Origin of the sequence: Vibrio sp. Isolate24 (genome assembly GCF_022398215.1) — a bacterium.
Classification (GTDB): domain Bacteria; phylum Pseudomonadota; class Gammaproteobacteria; order Enterobacterales; family Vibrionaceae; genus Vibrio; species Vibrio coralliilyticus_A.
In genome coordinates, this window is the sequence record NZ_JAKEUU010000002.1 from 792,383 (window position 1) to 807,592 (window position 15,210).

A 15,210-nucleotide genomic window follows, 5' to 3' on the forward strand; every position below is an offset into this window, starting at 1 on the left:
TCTCGTGTGACAATGTCACTAATAGATTATAGGTTTTTAACAATATCTCTGACCAGTGCGGGCCCGTGATAGATGAAACCAGAGTAAACTTGTACAAGTTGCGCTCCAGCCATCATCTTTTCTTTTGCAGCCACGTACGAATCAATGCCACCTACCCCTATGACGGGAATTTGCTCTCCCAACTCTTCACGCAAACGACGTACAACTTCCGTGCTACGAGATTGAACTGGTCGGCCACTTAAACCTCCCGCTTCATTTGCGTGCTTCATACCTTCGACAATACTGCGATCCAATGTCGTATTGGTTGCAATAACACCATCGATTTTATTCTTCAGTAAAGAATCACAAATTTGGCTGATCTCATCGTTACTGAGGTCTGGTGCGATCTTTAGAGCAAGCGGAACATATTTATTGTGTTTCTCAGCTAGCTCGGCCTGCTTTACTTTTAATTCGGAAAGCAACTCATCTAGAGCCTCACCATATTGAAGTGAGCGTAATCCCGGAGTATTCGGCGATGAGATATTTACCGCGATGTAACCTGCGTGCTCATACACTTCTTCCATACAGATCAGGTAATCTTCGGCACCCTTTTCAATTGGTGTATCTTTGTTCTTACCGATATTGATACCAAGCACACAATCGAAGTTTGCTTTCTTCACATTATCAACTAGATTATCGACACCTAAGTTATTAAAGCCCATTCGGTTGATGATACCTTCCGCTTCCACCAACCGGAAAAGGCGCGGCTTATCATTACCAGCTTGTGGTCTTGGTGTTACAGTTCCAACTTCAACAAAACCAAAGCCCATCGCATCAAAAGCCTCTATGCATTCACCATTTTTATCCAAGCCAGCGGCAAGGCCAACAGGATTACGAAAAGTGAGCCCCATACATTCAACAGGACGATTTGGAAGTTGTTGACGATAAAGAAGATCGAGAGGTGTTCCTGTGAAACGTTTGAAGTTTTGAATTGCGAGATCATGTGCCTTTTCGGCATCAAGTTGAAAAAAGCCAGCTCTGGCTAGACGGTAAAGCATTTTGCCTCCGATAGAAAAAAGCCCCGTATAAACGGGGCTGTATTATTGACTGTTTTACCGAATAATTCAACGAAATATGTGTTGATTACTCGTTAGCCGAACAGTTTAAGTTAAGCAACATCAATTCACGTAAAGCAACGGAGAACTTAGCAAATTCATGCACCGAGCCAACTTTAAACTCATTAAGGATATTCTCCCAACGATGAAGGGAGACTTCATTATTGGCGATCCAATCATCCAGTGCTTTCATCACATCAAGATCTTCCGGTGCACAACTGCAACTCAGAACTTGACCGGTCAACTGGCGTTGCTGCCAGTCTAGATCTTCACGGAAAGCCGCTCTTGCTAACGCTTGCCAATGATTGTCTACGGCCTGCCCGTTGATCTGTTTCAAGAACCAATGCAGAGACAAACGATCGCCCAAGTTGTAGTACAGCTTAGCGCTCTGCTCGACTGATTTGCCTTTTTCTCTAGCTACTGTGGAAATATCCAGTACTGAGTATAAACTAGACAAGCGAGAAACGTAGTTGGCAATCTCTGGACTAATACCTTGTTCAATCCATGCTTGCGCCATTTCATTATGCTCTTCCACTTCTGATGGAACCAGCATATCGTCAAGCTTGGCTTTGATCGTTTCTACATCGCCTTGATAAAGTTCGATCAATGCTTTCACACATTGACGGCCAGTGCGGTTACGTAACAGCCAGCGAGACAATCGACGTAAAGTGCGACGAACATAAAACATCATATCGTACTGAGCTTCTGTTGAAGCTTGGTTATCTAGTTCACGCAATGATTTGAGTACATCACCTAAACCAAAAATTTCGCGAGAAGCTGCATATGCATTAGCAATATCTACAACGTGAGCACCTGTCTCTTCTTGTAGACGTGTCACGTAGTTACAACCCATTTCATTTACCATCTGGTTCGCAAGCGCTGTTGCAATAATCTCAGCACGTAGAGGATGGTTGTCCATTTGTTGAGAATAGTTACGGCGTAACTCAGTAGGGAAATAATTAACCAGCTGCTGAGCATGATAATCATCGTTTGCGATATCATCATGGACTAACTCTTCTTTCAGAACCATCTTGCCATAAGCGACCAAGACGGAGAGTTCTGGTCGAGTTAATGCTTTGCCCAGCTTTTCTCGCTCCAGTAAGGTTTCATCATCAGGGATATACTCAAGCGCACGATCAAGGTGCCCCGCTTTTTCTAAATCGTGAATAAAGCGAATCTGCTCTTTGACTAGAGAAGTGCCTTGCTGTTCAGTTACTGAAATAGACTCAGATTGGCAATATGCATCATCAAGTACGATTTCACCGACTTCATCTTCCATCGATTCGAGAATCTTATTACGCTGCTTGACTGTAAGATCACCATTAGCAACAAGACCATTTAAGAAGATCTTAATGTTAACTTCGTTGTCCGAACAATCTACACCACCAACGTTATCGACAAAGTCTGTATTTACGCGACCACCGGTCAATGCATACTCGATACGACCTAACTGAGTCATACCTAAGTTACCGCCTTCACCGACCACTTTTGCTCGCAGGTCACGCCCATCGATACGTAAAACATCGTTAGCACGATCACCAACATCAGTGTGAGTTTCGCTAGATGCTTTCACATAAGTTCCGATACCACCGTTCCATAAAAGATCGACTTTCATTTTCAGTAGCATCTTAATGAGCTCATTTGGTGCCAAGGACGCTTTCTTGGTACCAATCATTTTTTGAATTTCTGGCGTTAGTGTAATCGACTTCGCACGACGAGAGAAAATACCACCGCCTTTAGAAATCAGCTTCGCATCGTAATCTTCCCAACTTGAGCGAGGCAATTTGAACAAGCGCTCACGCTCTTTCCAACTCTTCGCTGAATCCGGATTTGGGTCAATAAAGATGTGCATGTGGTTAAACGCTGCTTGAAGACGGATATGCTTAGATAGGAGCATACCATTACCAAATACGTCACCAGCCATATCGCCGACACCAATCACGGTAAAGTCAGTGGTCTGACAATCAATCCCCATTTCACGGAAATGACGTTTTACAGACTCCCAACCACCTTTTGCCGTGATGCCCATGGCTTTGTGGTCATAACCGTTAGAGCCGCCAGAAGCAAACGCATCTCCAAGCCAGAAGTTGTATTCATCGGAAACTGAGTTTGCTAAATCAGAGAATGTTGCTGTGCCTTTATCTGCAGCAACCACTAAATATGGGTCATCTTCATCATGACGAACCACGCTCTTAGGTGGAACCACTTCCCCTTCGATAATGTTGTCTGACACATCTAGAAGTGCACGAATGAAGCGTTTGTAACAACGCTGGCCTTCTGCGAAAATCTCGTCACGACCACTCAACGTATGCTGACGCTTACAAACAAAGCCACCTTTTGCACCGACTGGCACAATAACGGTATTCTTTACTTGCTGCGCTTTTACTAAGCCGAGGATTTCTGTACGAAAATCTTCCTGACGGTCTGACCAACGTAGACCACCACGAGCTACCTTGCCACCACGTAGATGAACACCTTCGATATCCGGTGCATATACAAAGATCTCAAATGCAGGTACTGGCTGCGGGATCTCCGGAATATCACTCGGCTTCATCTTCAACGATAGCCAAGGTTTATTCTGCTTATTTGCGTCTAGCTGATAATAGTTAGTACGCAACGTTGCAGTGATCATTTCTACATAGCGACGGATGATACGATCATCATCCAAGCTTTCTACATGATCAAGTTGCTCCGTGATCTTTTTCGTCAGTTCAGTCTGACCTTTCTGACTGCCTTTAAATTTAGGATCAAAACGCTTAGCAAATAATTCGACCAAACCTTTCGCTAGTTCTGGGTAATGGCTTAGCGTTTCTTCAATGTATTGTTGACTGAACGGGAAACCGACCTGGCGCATGTAACGCGCGTAGGCACGAAGAATCGAAATTTCACGCCCCGTCAATGAAGCACCAAGTACTAGGCGGTTGAAACCATCGCTCTCCAGTTCACCAGCCCAAATTGCGGCAAACGCCTGTTGGAAACGATCACGAGCTTCACGAAGATCAACTGTCTTTTCGCTCTTATGAAGCATTGAGAAGTCGAGGATCCAATACACCTGACCGCTCGCTTTACGAACTTCATAAGGTGACTCACCAATAACTCGTAGACCCAAGTTTTCTAACATTGGCATCACATCGGATAGATGAATAGGCTCATCACGATGATAAAGCTTCAGACGAACTGACTTTGAATCTGAACCCAATTCTTGTGGGCGATAGAAGAGCATGCCTAGTTTATTGTCATCACTCAATGCCTCAAGACGTTCGATATCTGCAACCGCAGAACCTGGCATAACATCTTCTTTATATGAGCGAGGGAATGCACGTAGATACTCTTTCGATAAAGGCAGACCTTTACTTTCACCGAAGTTCGCTACAATCGCGCCTGATAGGCGATCATCCCAAGTTGAAGATGCTTCCATTAAGTTTTGCTCAATCATTTTTACGTCTACATCCATGTTGTTGTTATCAACACGAACAATGTAATGAGTTCTGGCTAGTGGGCTTTCAGAGAAATAAGTTGTGAATTCGACTTCTTTATCGCAGCCAAAATATTGTTTTAATATTCGCTGAGTCTGGCGACGAAGCTCTGTGTTATAACGATCTTTCGTTACGTAGACCATACAACTGAAGAAGCGACCAAACGGGTCTTTGCGAACAAATAAACGAAGCATGTCACGATCTTGCATCTGCACTACGCCCATGCCCACTTCAAGAAGTTCTTCTTCGTTGGCTTGAAGTAGTTCATCACGCGGATAGTTTTCTAAGATGTTGTGCAGTGCTTTATAGGAGTATGAACCTTCGCGATAGCCACTTGCGGCCAGGATACGTTCTACTTTTTCGCGGATTAATGGGATGCTTTCCACACTTTGATTGTAGACAGCTGAAGTGTAAAGACCCGTAAAGCGGTGCTCACCGATGACTTTGCCATCTTTATCAAATTTCTTGATACCGATGTAGTCCGTATATGCCGGACGGTGAATTCGCGAAGGCGTATTGCCTTTAGTCATGATCAATAAAAACGGCTTTTTCGCTTCTAAGCGTGCAGAATCTGGGAAGTCAGAAAGCTTAACGCTGCGGACACGATCGCGATTCGCAAACAGCCCCAGCCCTTTATCAGCCGTTGGACGAAGCTCTGTATCACCATCCACATTGACCAAGTCATATTCTTTGTAGCCCATGAATGTGAAGTTATGATCGCCTAACCAGCGTAAGAACTTAATCGTTTCCTCATAACGATCACGTTCGACATCAACTTTGCCTTCATGCGCTTCAACTTGGTTCGTTACTTCTTCCAGTTTCTCAACCATCAACAACCAATCTTGCACCACTAGAGCGGTATCCGTCAGGATTTTCAAAAGCTCTTCTTTTAGCGAGCTCATCATCTCCTTCGCACTTAAGCGGTCAACTTCAATATGGAACAGTGACTGGAGAACACCTTCTCCTTCGTTGATACTTATGATCTCACCTTTTTTATTGCGTTCAATTTGTGTAGGGCCATGAAGCATAAGGTGGGAAGCTAAATCTAAACGGCTAAGCGCCATTTTTACCGAATCAACAAGGAATGGACTATCGGGAACGACGATTTCTACAATGGTGTGTGTGGATTGCCATCCTTGACGGCTTACGGTCGGGTTAAAAACTCGAACCGATACATCATCTGCTTTTTTCTCATTAATATGGTGCCAAAGGCTGACTACAGCGCCATACAAATCAGATTCGTTTCGTTCGACTAGATCGTCTTGAGATATGTTATTGAATAAATGCTGAGCAAGTTGAGTGACTAGGGGTTGATGAGCAAGCTCGAGTTTGTCTTGAATCAGTTTGTAGACCTTTTCAAGCAGAACCGGCATCAGAGTTTCACGCGCGGTCATAATCACACTCCACAATTAGAATTGTATATATATTTGGGGGATGTTGTAAGCATAGTGCTTAACACGGGTAATGCCGCTTTATTGTAAAAGCTTTATTGATAAATAGTTAATTCTTTTAGGAGTGGTAGGAGGTGAAATGTTCGATAATGTGACTAAGGCACTATTTAAACTCCTATAAAATCAGTTGCTCACAGAACTTCTAACTTAATAAACTTGTTATTTTGGTCAGTTGTTAAACGAAAGCGCCCTTTAAGGCCGATTTGACTAAGAAAAGGTCTGAACCTCGATGCAGGCAATTGTAAGCGTAAACCATTATCAGTTATCACTAAAACGTTGCTGGCAGCTCCACTGTAATGAGCTAGAAAAGATTGATAAGAGATGTTAAGTGAAAAGTAGTAGTGATTCATTTGTGTTGATTAAAAAAGTAACGGTTTGTTCACACTGACAAGATAACTGTACAAATATACAGTAGCACCATATAGCGCTACTGTTTCTATTAAAGCCCTAGGATTCTAGTGCTTTATTGACCTTTTCAAACAGGTCTTTTGCTAAGTTATCCATTGACTTGAGTGCTTCAAGCTCAGCTCTAATCAAAGCTTGGCGCTCTTCATCATACTTGCGGAACTTGAGCAATGGGTCAATGAGCCGCGAAGCAACTTGTGGGTTACTGCTGTTGAGCTCTTTCAAAATCTCTCCCGCGAACTTGTAGCCTTCACCTGACTTAGCGTGGAAACGCACTGGGTTCATATTCAGGAAAGATCCAATCAGGCTGCGAGTTCGGTTTGGATTTTTCAAGCTGAACGCTTCATGACTCATCGTGCCCTTGATGACTTCCAGCACATTTTCGGCTGGGTTTGTACCCTGTAAAGCAAACCATTTATCCATTACCAAACCATCATGCTTCCACTTATTGCTGTAATCAGCCATTAATTTTTCACGGCATTCAAGTTGGGCACTGTTCGCCGCGCTCATCGCCGCAATCGTATCTGTCATATTGTTGGCTTCAGAATACTGTTTTTCAGTTAATCTGTTGCCTTGATCTGTATACGCAAGATACGCCAAAGCTGTATTTCGCAAAGAGCGCTTGCCAATTGCATCGTGATCAATCGTATATTCTGACTGCGTCAAGCTGTGATAAAGCGCGCCAAACTCATCTTCTAGCTCGAAAGCCAGCTTCATTTTGATGGATTTAAGCACTTTAGCAACAGCGTCTACATCAACCTGCTTGTACCAACCGGATACTTCATTGTGGTTTGGCAATGCCATCATCTCAGCAATAAATGCTGGTTCAGGCTTGTCTGATAGTAAGACACCTCGGAAGGCATCAATTAGCGCTGGAGACAGTTCAACATCTTGACCGTTTTGCACTGCTTCAACGTTACTACGAATGTATTTTGCTAACAGCATTTGACCAGCGTCCCAACGAGCAAATTCGTTACGCGCATGCACCATCAGGAAAATCAGTTCTTCATCGCTATAATCGTACTCCAAAACAACTGGTGCAGAGAACTCACGTAGCAAGGACGGTACTGGTTGCTCAGATACGTTTTCGAACACGAAGGTTTGCTCAGCTTCGGTAACGTTAAGAACATTATCGACTTTTTCACCGTTACATTGTAACTCAATAACATCACCGTTTTCCGCATACAACTCAACATCAAATGGAATATGAAGCGGCTGCTTTTCTTGCTGCTCATGAGTCGGTTCAGTGTGCTGAGAAACAGTAAGCGAATACGTTTGTGCCGCTGAATCATACTCACTTGTGACGGATACCGTTGGTGTACCTGACTGGCTATACCATAGGCGGAACTGTTTCAGATCGACACCTGATGCATCTTCCATAGCCGCGACAAAATCTTCACAGGTTGCCGCAGTACCATCATGCCGCTCAAAGTAAAGCCTCATACCTTTCTGGAAGCCTTCCTCTCCCAGCAGTGTGTGCATCATTCGGATAACTTCACTACCCTTTTCGTATACCGTTAAAGTATAGAAGTTGTTCATTTCTATAACTTTTTCAGGGCGAATTGGATGTGACATAGGGCTCGCATCTTCTGCGAATTGTGGGCCACGGATAATTCGTACGTTGTTAATACGATTCACCGCTCTAGAACCCAAATCAGAAGAAAATTCTTGATCACGGAATACAGTAAGGCCTTCTTTCAGGCTCAATTGGAACCAGTCTCGGCACGTCACTCGGTTACCCGTCCAGTTATGAAAGTACTCGTGACCAATAACCGCTTCGATACCTAGGTAGTCAGTATCTGTTGCCGTTTGATCATTAGCCAAAACAAATTTAGAGTTAAAGATGTTCAGGCCTTTGTTTTCCATTGCCCCCATGTTGAAGAAGTCAACGGCAACAATCATGTAGATATCTAGGTCATACTCAAGACCAAAACGCTCTTCATCCCACTTCATTGAGTTAATAAGAGACGTCATGGCATGAGGGGCACGATCCAGATTGCCTTTATCAACAAAGATCTCCAACTCAACATTACGACCTGATTTTGTTACGTACCTATCACGAAGAACGTCAAAGTCTCCGGCTACCAATGCGAACAAATAGGCTGGCTTAGGATGAGGATCCTGCCACTGAACCCAGTGGCGACCGCCTTCCAGTTCACCTTCAGCAATACGGTTACCATTGCTTAACAAGAATGGGTACTCGAATTTATCCGCGATGACTTTGGTGGTGTATTTAGCCAAAACGTCAGGACGATCCATGTAGTAAGTGATACGACGGAAACCTTCCGCTTCACATTGCGTACAAAATGCACCACCAGACTTATATAATCCTTCCAGAGCGGTATTCTCTTCTGGATTAATCTCAGTAACAATTTTCAGTTCGAATTCTTCAGGTAAAGCAGAGATCTCCAATGTACCTTCAAGCTCTTCAAATCGAGTCCAAGCTTCACCATTAACGAAAATACTCACTAACTTGAGACTTTCGCCATCAAGGCGAAGCGTGCTTTGATCTTTCATTTGTTTAACTTGAGAAACCGCCGTGACTATAGTTGCGGTATCATGAAGCTCAAAGGTTAAATCAATGTCGGAAATAGTGTGTGATGGAGAGGTATAATCTTTACGGTATTTGGCTTGAGGTGTTTGAGCCATGTCGAAATCCTTCTGACTAGATGTAATACACTGTGAACTGCTCTACAAGAGCACTTGGTGAGTATGTCGTTATTTAAAAACACTGCTACTTTCTTTTCAGCTAGCTTAACCTCAGAAAATTAAAAAAACGAGGTATTATGTCTAAATACCTCGCTTTTCAGCTGCTGTGGTTGGTATTTTCAAATTATACGTCTAAATAATCACCATCTTTTAATGCTTGTTACATCACCTGACTCGATTCAAAACAGCATAAAGTGCACCTTCTTCCATCTCTAATGTCAAAATATCACTATTCAAGCTGTATCTCGTTTCATGCTCACCATTTTCATACAGTAAAACTAAATGCTCACCTTCTGTGTAATAAACACCTTTATGGATAGCTTCATCGCCTTCTTCATTGCTGACTCTAAACATGAACACAAAATCTGGCTGCAAAATGAGATCCATACGTTGCACTTCACTTGCAAGCATTTCATGCCCACTTAGCTGAGCACTAGACCACATACCAGCAAGTGAATTAGATAAAGCTTTTGTGAAAACCACGCCATTAAGGTTAAGCATATTATGGTTACTGCTGTAATTGTATATTTGCGGCTCAGACGTGTTTAAACCTAGAATTATCGTATCTTCATTTGCCGCATAAAGCCCCTCCCAATGATCCACAGAGTAATCGCGCTTTTGAATATCAATTTGGAAACTGTAGTTGGAGTCGAGACTAAGTTTGATTGCTAAGAAATTTTCTTCTGATTGTTCTGGGTTTGGGTTCACAAGGTACCAATCCCCAAGTAAGAATGGTTGATCGAATTGAGTCAAATCGCTGTTATCTCTGGTTTCGCTTGCGAACACAGAAACGCTTATACAAGTCAGTAGAATTCCAATCCATCTCATATCGCATCCCTCACTCTTTTCTATAAGCTTAGGTGCGGAAATCTGAATAAGCGAAATTTTTTGATCTATATCACGTTAATTATTTAAATAAAAAAAGCGAGCTAATTTGTAGCTCGCTTTTTATTTCAAATATTTCAATTACTTAATCATATCAACCATGATAGCTATCGACTCATCCAAGTATGCATCTGGAGCTTCATAATCTTTTGGCACGTCATCAAGAGATTTAAATGGTTTCTCTCCATGAGCAGTTTGCCTTAAATTAATACGAGCCAAGCGATCGTCATCCGCTTTATCACTTTCATCCTTACGAACTTTCTCGTTAAGAGACAAAGTATTATCGTCTTTTTCTGCTTTGTATTTCGCAATATCCTCAGAAATAAACTGGAACTCTAAATCCTTAGCTATTCTTGCCTGATGCTGAGCATCGAGTTTTTTGATTAATTCACTGTTACGCTGTAACACTTCATATTTAGCTTTATCAATACTATCCCAAGGCAGCGCATTGTCTTCAACGCTTTCACCCGTATCGCTTGGTTCGATCGGGGTTGGGAACGCAATATCGGGTGCTACACCTTTGTTCTGAGTACTGCCACCATCGATGCGATAAAACTTTTGAATCGTGTACTGTACATAACCCAGCTCTTTATCAAATAGATCATAAATATGATTTAAAGAGCGATGCTGTTGAACAGTCCCTTTACCAAATGAGTTTTCACCAAGAACGATTGCTCGGCCATAGTCTTGCATTGCAGCAGCAAAAATTTCTGAAGCCGATGCACTGTATCGATTAATAAGAACTGTCATAGGGCCGTCGTAACTGATTTTACCATCAGTGTCACTATTCACATTGACACGCCCGTAACTGTCGCGAACTTGCACCACTGGCCCACTGGTAATAAAAAGGCCGGATAAAGCCGTCGCTTCCGTCAGTGCTCCACCACCATTGTTGCGAAGATCAACAATGATACCGTCAACACCTTTACCTTTCAGTTCTGTAATCAATTTATCTGTGTCTTTCGCAAGGCCAACATAAAAGCTTGGTACTTCTAGTATGCCAATCTTCTTACCATCTTTTTCAACCACCTCAGACTTTACAGCGCGGTCTTCAAGTCGGATTTTATCTCGAACAATGGTAATGACTTCCGCGTTAGCATCTTTACCTTCAGGCAAGATTTGCAGATACACTTTAGTGCCCTTCGGCCCTTTGATTAGTTGAACAACATCATCCAACCTCCAGCCGATGACATCAACGATACCTTCGCCATCCTGACCAACACCGATGATACGATCACCTTCAGCCAATTGTTTGCTCTTGGATGCTGGGCCACCAACCACTAATGAACGAATAACAGTGTAATCATCTGTCATTTGAAGAACAGCGCCAATACCTTCTAGAGACAAATTCATCTCTGTTTGGAACTGCTCAGCATTTCGAGGAGAAAGATAGCTGGTGTGTGGGTCCACTTCTCGAGCAAACGCATTCATATACAGTTGGAACGCATCCTCATTATGAGTTTGGCTGAGGCGCTTGAGTGCATTGTTATAACGTTTGCCTAAAACGTCTTTAATTTCATCCCAGTTTTTACCCGTTAGCTTGAGATTCAACGCATCATATTTAACACGTTTTCTCCATAGCTCATTAAGCTCTGCTGTATCTTTCGGCCAAGCCGCTTCACTACGATCAAGTTCAATACTTTCATCTGTATCAAACTTCATTTCGTTATCAAGTAGAGACAACGCATAGACAAACCTTTCGTAGCGACGTTTCATCGACAAGTTATAGATGTCAAAAGCGATTTGGTTATTACCTGACTTTAGTTGGTCATCAATATCCAACGCTACCTTATTGAATGAATCGATGTCAGCTTGAGTGAATACATTTCTGTTGAAATCAAGAGATTCAATATAGCGCTGAAATATCGCTTGAGAAAACTGATCGTTGAGAGTGAAGTGCTTGTAATGGGAGCGAGTGAAACGTGAGGTAACACGTTTACTTGCAGTTGCATGTTGATCTTCGGGAGTTAAGACTGGTAAGTCTTCGAGGTTAATTTTCGCTTCAAGAGCGCTTGCTGAAGAAGCTGCCAGCCAGAGGCTAGCAGCAATCAGCGACAATTTTGAACGGCATTTCATGCGTAGGAGTATCTCCTTTATGCGCGCAGGTGCTCCGCTTTAACAACCATTTGCAGGCCGTTAGACAGTTGAACACGCACATCTTCCTTATTAATTTCAACGATAGTCGCAGCCATGTTTCCTTTGCCCATATTTACGTTTACTTGATTACCGATCGTCATTTCGTCAGCGTTCAGAGCACGCGTTTCTACTGGCTTGTTGGCTTTCTGTGTTTTGTTTTGCTGTGGGCGACGGCTCTGTGGCTTTTTATTCGCCGGTTTAGCTTTCGCTTTACCTTCTTCACGAGCTTTTTGAGCTTGCTCTTTACGACGAGCTTGCACTTTTGCTTTACTTTCAGCTAGTGCTGTTTTCGCGTGTTCAACATGCTCTTCTTCTAGCTCACCAGCTGGATTGCCATCTAGATCAACACGAGTCGCCCCCGGTTTGACACCGTGTAGGTAACGCCATGATGAAGTGTACTGTCTTAACGCTGCACGAAGCTGAGTTTTACTCACCTTAGGATCGTCACTTAGACGTTCCGCAAGATCTTGAAAAATACCAATTTTAAGTGGTTTTGCTTCACCTTCTAAAGTAAAGCACTTAGGGAAACATTCAGCAATATAGGCAATAACTTCTTTGCTGTTTTTTAACTTTTCAGTGTTTTCCATGAGGAGTCCTGGTTAGTGCGGTCTGTCCGCGAGCATTAAGATAAATATTTCAGGTATTATAGTGACCTGCAAGCGAAAAACCACACTCAATCTGGAAATTATGCACTGATAGCGTGTGAATTAAGCAGCTTTTCCACTTCGCTCATCAAAAAAGTCAAACCTTCTTCATCTGTTTCACTAAATCGGCCGACTTTCGGACTATCAATATCCAGAACGCCTACAATATTACCGTTAATGCTAAATGGAATGACGATCTCAGAATTACTCGCCGCATCACACGCAATATGGCCTTCAAACTCATGCACATCATGAATCCTCTGAACGGTATTCGTTGCAACAGCAGTACCGCACACCCCACGACCCACAGGAATTCTTACGCACGCAGGTTTACCTTGAAATGGCCCAAGGACCAGTTCCCCTTCTTTCATTAGATAAAAGCCCACCCAATTAAGTTCCTCAAGCTCCATGTTCAAAAGAGCACTTAAATTAGATAAGTTGGCGATAAGGTCTTTTTCCGATTCTAAAAGTGCGACAGCTTGCTTGGTTAAGCGGTGGTAATGTTCTATTTTCATACTGACTTCCATTTGAAAATGAGAGACTTCCATCATGAATCAACGTACAATCTTCCGTAAATTATAAATAGTAAGCATTCTCATTATAATGTCTGATAACCCCAACACTATTAGCCGTTCTTGGCTAATAACTCAAGTAAAACAACACAAGTCGAAGCTTGTTCTCGCTAATATTATCGCGTTGATAGCCACTCTTGTGAGTGTCCCTATCCCGCTTTTGATGCCTTTAATGGTTGATGAAGTTCTTCTAAACCAGCCTGCAACCGGCCTCGAGTTGATGAATAAAGTGTTACCTGTTTCAATGCACACTCCAACAGGTTATATCTTCTTGACACTGCTTCTCGTCATTCTCATGCGCACCGTCAGCCAAGGACTGAACATTCTTCAGGGGCGACAGTTTACGTTAATTTCCAAGACCATCACTTATCAAATGCGAAGTAAAATGATTGATAAGTTGGGGCGTATTAGTATCAGACAATACGAAACTCGTGGTAGTGGTGGCATTAATGCTCACTTAATCACCGATGTGGAAACCATCGATCAATTTATTGGGACGACACTAAGCAAGTTTCTTATCAGCTTACTTACAGTTATCGGCACCGCTGGTGTATTGCTTTGGTTGGAATGGCGCCTTGGGCTATTTATTCTTCTAGTCAACCCTATTGTCATCTACTTCTCTCGCAAACTCGGCAGTAAAGTTAAGCACCTTAAAAAAAGGGAAAACCAGTCCTTCGAGCGCTTCCAAAACCGGCTGGTCGAGACCTTAGACGGTATTTATCAACTACGAGCAGCTAATCGCGAGCGTGAGTTTCTCGGCGAGTTAAAGCAGCAGGCAAACCAAGTTCGCCTTGATGCGGATAAATACGCATGGCAATCAGAAGCAGCTGGTCGAGTTTCTTTCTTGCTATTCCTCTTGGGCTTTGAACTTTTTCGCGCAGTAGCCATGTTAATGGTCCTGTTTAGTGATTTAACCATCGGACAGATTTTTGCCGTCTTTGGCTACCTTTGGTTTATGCTTAGCCCGGTACAGGAGCTACTCGGTATTCAGTTTTCTTGGTATAGCGCAAAAGCTGCAATGGCCCGTATTAATGCTCTCCTTGATTTAGAAGAAGAGCATCGCCCTGTCAGCAAAACCAACCCATTCACTGAAGATAGAGAAGTGGATGTTAGAATCGAAAACGTTGACTTTTCTTACAATGAAGAGAGCCGAGTCCTCAATAATTTGAGTCTTAGTATTCCCGCAGGAAAAAAAGTGGCATTAGTTGGTGCAAGCGGTGGTGGAAAATCGACACTAATTCAGTTGCTCATTGGTGTTTATCGCCAAGACTCAGGCATCATACGATTCAATGGTGAGACAACCGATGATATCAGTTTTGATGTAATTCGTGATCAAATTGCTGTTGTATTACAACAACCTATACTATTCAACGACAGTTTAAGGCATAATTTGACACTCGGTTCCGACTACGATGATCTACAACTATGGCGTGCTCTTGATATCGCACAGATGCAAGATGTCATTAGCCAGTTAAGTGATGGCTTAGATACTCAAGTGGGCCGAAATGGCATTCGTTTATCAGGCGGACAAAGGCAGCGCCTAGCAATCGCTCGTATGATTTTAAGCGATCCTAAGTTTGTCATTCTGGATGAAGCGACTTCTGCTTTAGACACCGCTACCGAGGCAGCACTACACAAAGCGCTGACAGAGTTTTTGAATGGGCGCACAACCTTGATTGTGGCGCATCGACTCTCGGCAGTAAAACAGGCTGATTTGATCTACGTTTTAGAAGATGGACAAGTTACACAGGCAGGTACGCATGTTGAGTTGGTTGAACAAGAAGGATTATACCAGACGCTTTATGGAAGCGTTCAATCGCACGCCTAAAACCCTGACT

General features: G+C 42.9%; 9 protein-coding genes. 1 reads left to right on the forward strand and 8 read right to left on the reverse strand.

The window, feature by feature from the left end:
* Positions 1-26: 26 nt before the first annotated feature.
* The 8 genes from pyrD to L1D23_RS11900 all read right to left on the reverse strand — a co-directional run bounded on the left by pyrD (position 27) and on the right by L1D23_RS11900 (position 13,315).
* Positions 27-1,037 (reverse strand): quinone-dependent dihydroorotate dehydrogenase, encoded by a 1,011-nt coding sequence (gene pyrD / locus L1D23_RS11865; RefSeq protein WP_239866530.1) that lies wholly within the window; start codon positions 1,035-1,037, stop codon positions 27-29.
* Positions 1,038-1,122: 85 nt separating this feature from the next.
* Positions 1,123-5,964: an NAD-glutamate dehydrogenase gene (locus L1D23_RS11870; protein WP_239866532.1), complete on the reverse strand. Its 4,842-nt coding sequence runs from the start codon at positions 5,962-5,964 to the stop codon at positions 1,123-1,125.
* Between the two features lie 188 nt (positions 5,965-6,152).
* Positions 6,153-6,371 carry a DUF2835 domain-containing protein gene (locus tag L1D23_RS11875; protein ID WP_239836424.1) on the reverse strand — a complete coding sequence of 73 codons (219 nt, stop codon included), beginning with the start codon at positions 6,369-6,371 and terminating at the stop codon, positions 6,153-6,155.
* 97 nt (positions 6,372-6,468) lie between these two features.
* Positions 6,469-9,075, reverse strand: coding sequence for an aminopeptidase N (gene pepN / locus L1D23_RS11880; protein WP_239866533.1), 2,607 nt, complete (start codon positions 9,073-9,075; stop codon positions 6,469-6,471).
* Positions 9,076-9,300: 225 nt separating this feature from the next.
* Positions 9,301-9,963: a hypothetical protein gene (locus L1D23_RS11885; protein ID WP_239866535.1), complete on the reverse strand. Its 663-nt coding sequence runs from the start codon at positions 9,961-9,963 to the stop codon at positions 9,301-9,303.
* Between the two features lie 138 nt (positions 9,964-10,101).
* A complete protein-coding gene (prc, locus tag L1D23_RS11890) occupies positions 10,102-12,096 on the reverse strand; it encodes a carboxy terminal-processing peptidase (protein ID WP_239866536.1) in 1,995 nt (664 codons plus the stop codon).
* A gap of 17 nt (positions 12,097-12,113) precedes the next feature.
* On the reverse strand, positions 12,114-12,743 hold the full coding sequence (gene proQ, locus L1D23_RS11895; RefSeq protein WP_239836428.1) for an RNA chaperone ProQ: 630 nt from the start codon (positions 12,741-12,743) through the stop codon (positions 12,114-12,116).
* Between the two features lie 98 nt (positions 12,744-12,841).
* Positions 12,842-13,315 (reverse strand): GAF domain-containing protein, encoded by a 474-nt coding sequence (locus tag L1D23_RS11900; protein ID WP_239836429.1) that lies wholly within the window; start codon positions 13,313-13,315, stop codon positions 12,842-12,844.
* 88 nt (positions 13,316-13,403) lie between these two features.
* Here L1D23_RS11900 and L1D23_RS11905 point away from each other — a divergent pair, with 88 nt between their 5' ends.
* A complete protein-coding gene (locus L1D23_RS11905) occupies positions 13,404-15,200 on the forward strand; it encodes an ABC transporter ATP-binding protein (RefSeq protein WP_239866538.1) in 1,797 nt (598 codons plus the stop codon).
* Positions 15,201-15,210 lie beyond the last annotated feature (10 nt).

Bases quoted from the DNA above. Each gene is read 5' to 3' on its own strand.
- pyrD (WP_239866530.1), bottom strand. From the start codon at position 1,037: ATGCTTTACCGTCTAGCCAGAGCTGGCTTTTTTCAACTTGATGCCGAA.
- L1D23_RS11870 (WP_239866532.1), bottom strand. From the start codon at position 5,964: ATGACCGCGCGTGAAACTCTGATGCCGGTTCTGCTTGAAAAGGTCTAC.
- L1D23_RS11875 (WP_239836424.1), bottom strand. From the start codon at position 6,371: ATGAATCACTACTACTTTTCACTTAACATCTCTTATCAATCTTTTCTA.
- pepN (WP_239866533.1), bottom strand. From the start codon at position 9,075: ATGGCTCAAACACCTCAAGCCAAATACCGTAAAGATTATACCTCTCCA.
- L1D23_RS11885 (WP_239866535.1), bottom strand. From the start codon at position 9,963: ATGAGATGGATTGGAATTCTACTGACTTGTATAAGCGTTTCTGTGTTC.
- prc (WP_239866536.1), bottom strand. From the start codon at position 12,096: ATGAAATGCCGTTCAAAATTGTCGCTGATTGCTGCTAGCCTCTGGCTG.
- proQ (WP_239836428.1), bottom strand. From the start codon at position 12,743: ATGGAAAACACTGAAAAGTTAAAAAACAGCAAAGAAGTTATTGCCTAT.
- L1D23_RS11900 (WP_239836429.1), bottom strand. From the start codon at position 13,315: ATGAAAATAGAACATTACCACCGCTTAACCAAGCAAGCTGTCGCACTT.
- L1D23_RS11905 (WP_239866538.1), top strand. From the start codon at position 13,404: ATGTCTGATAACCCCAACACTATTAGCCGTTCTTGGCTAATAACTCAA.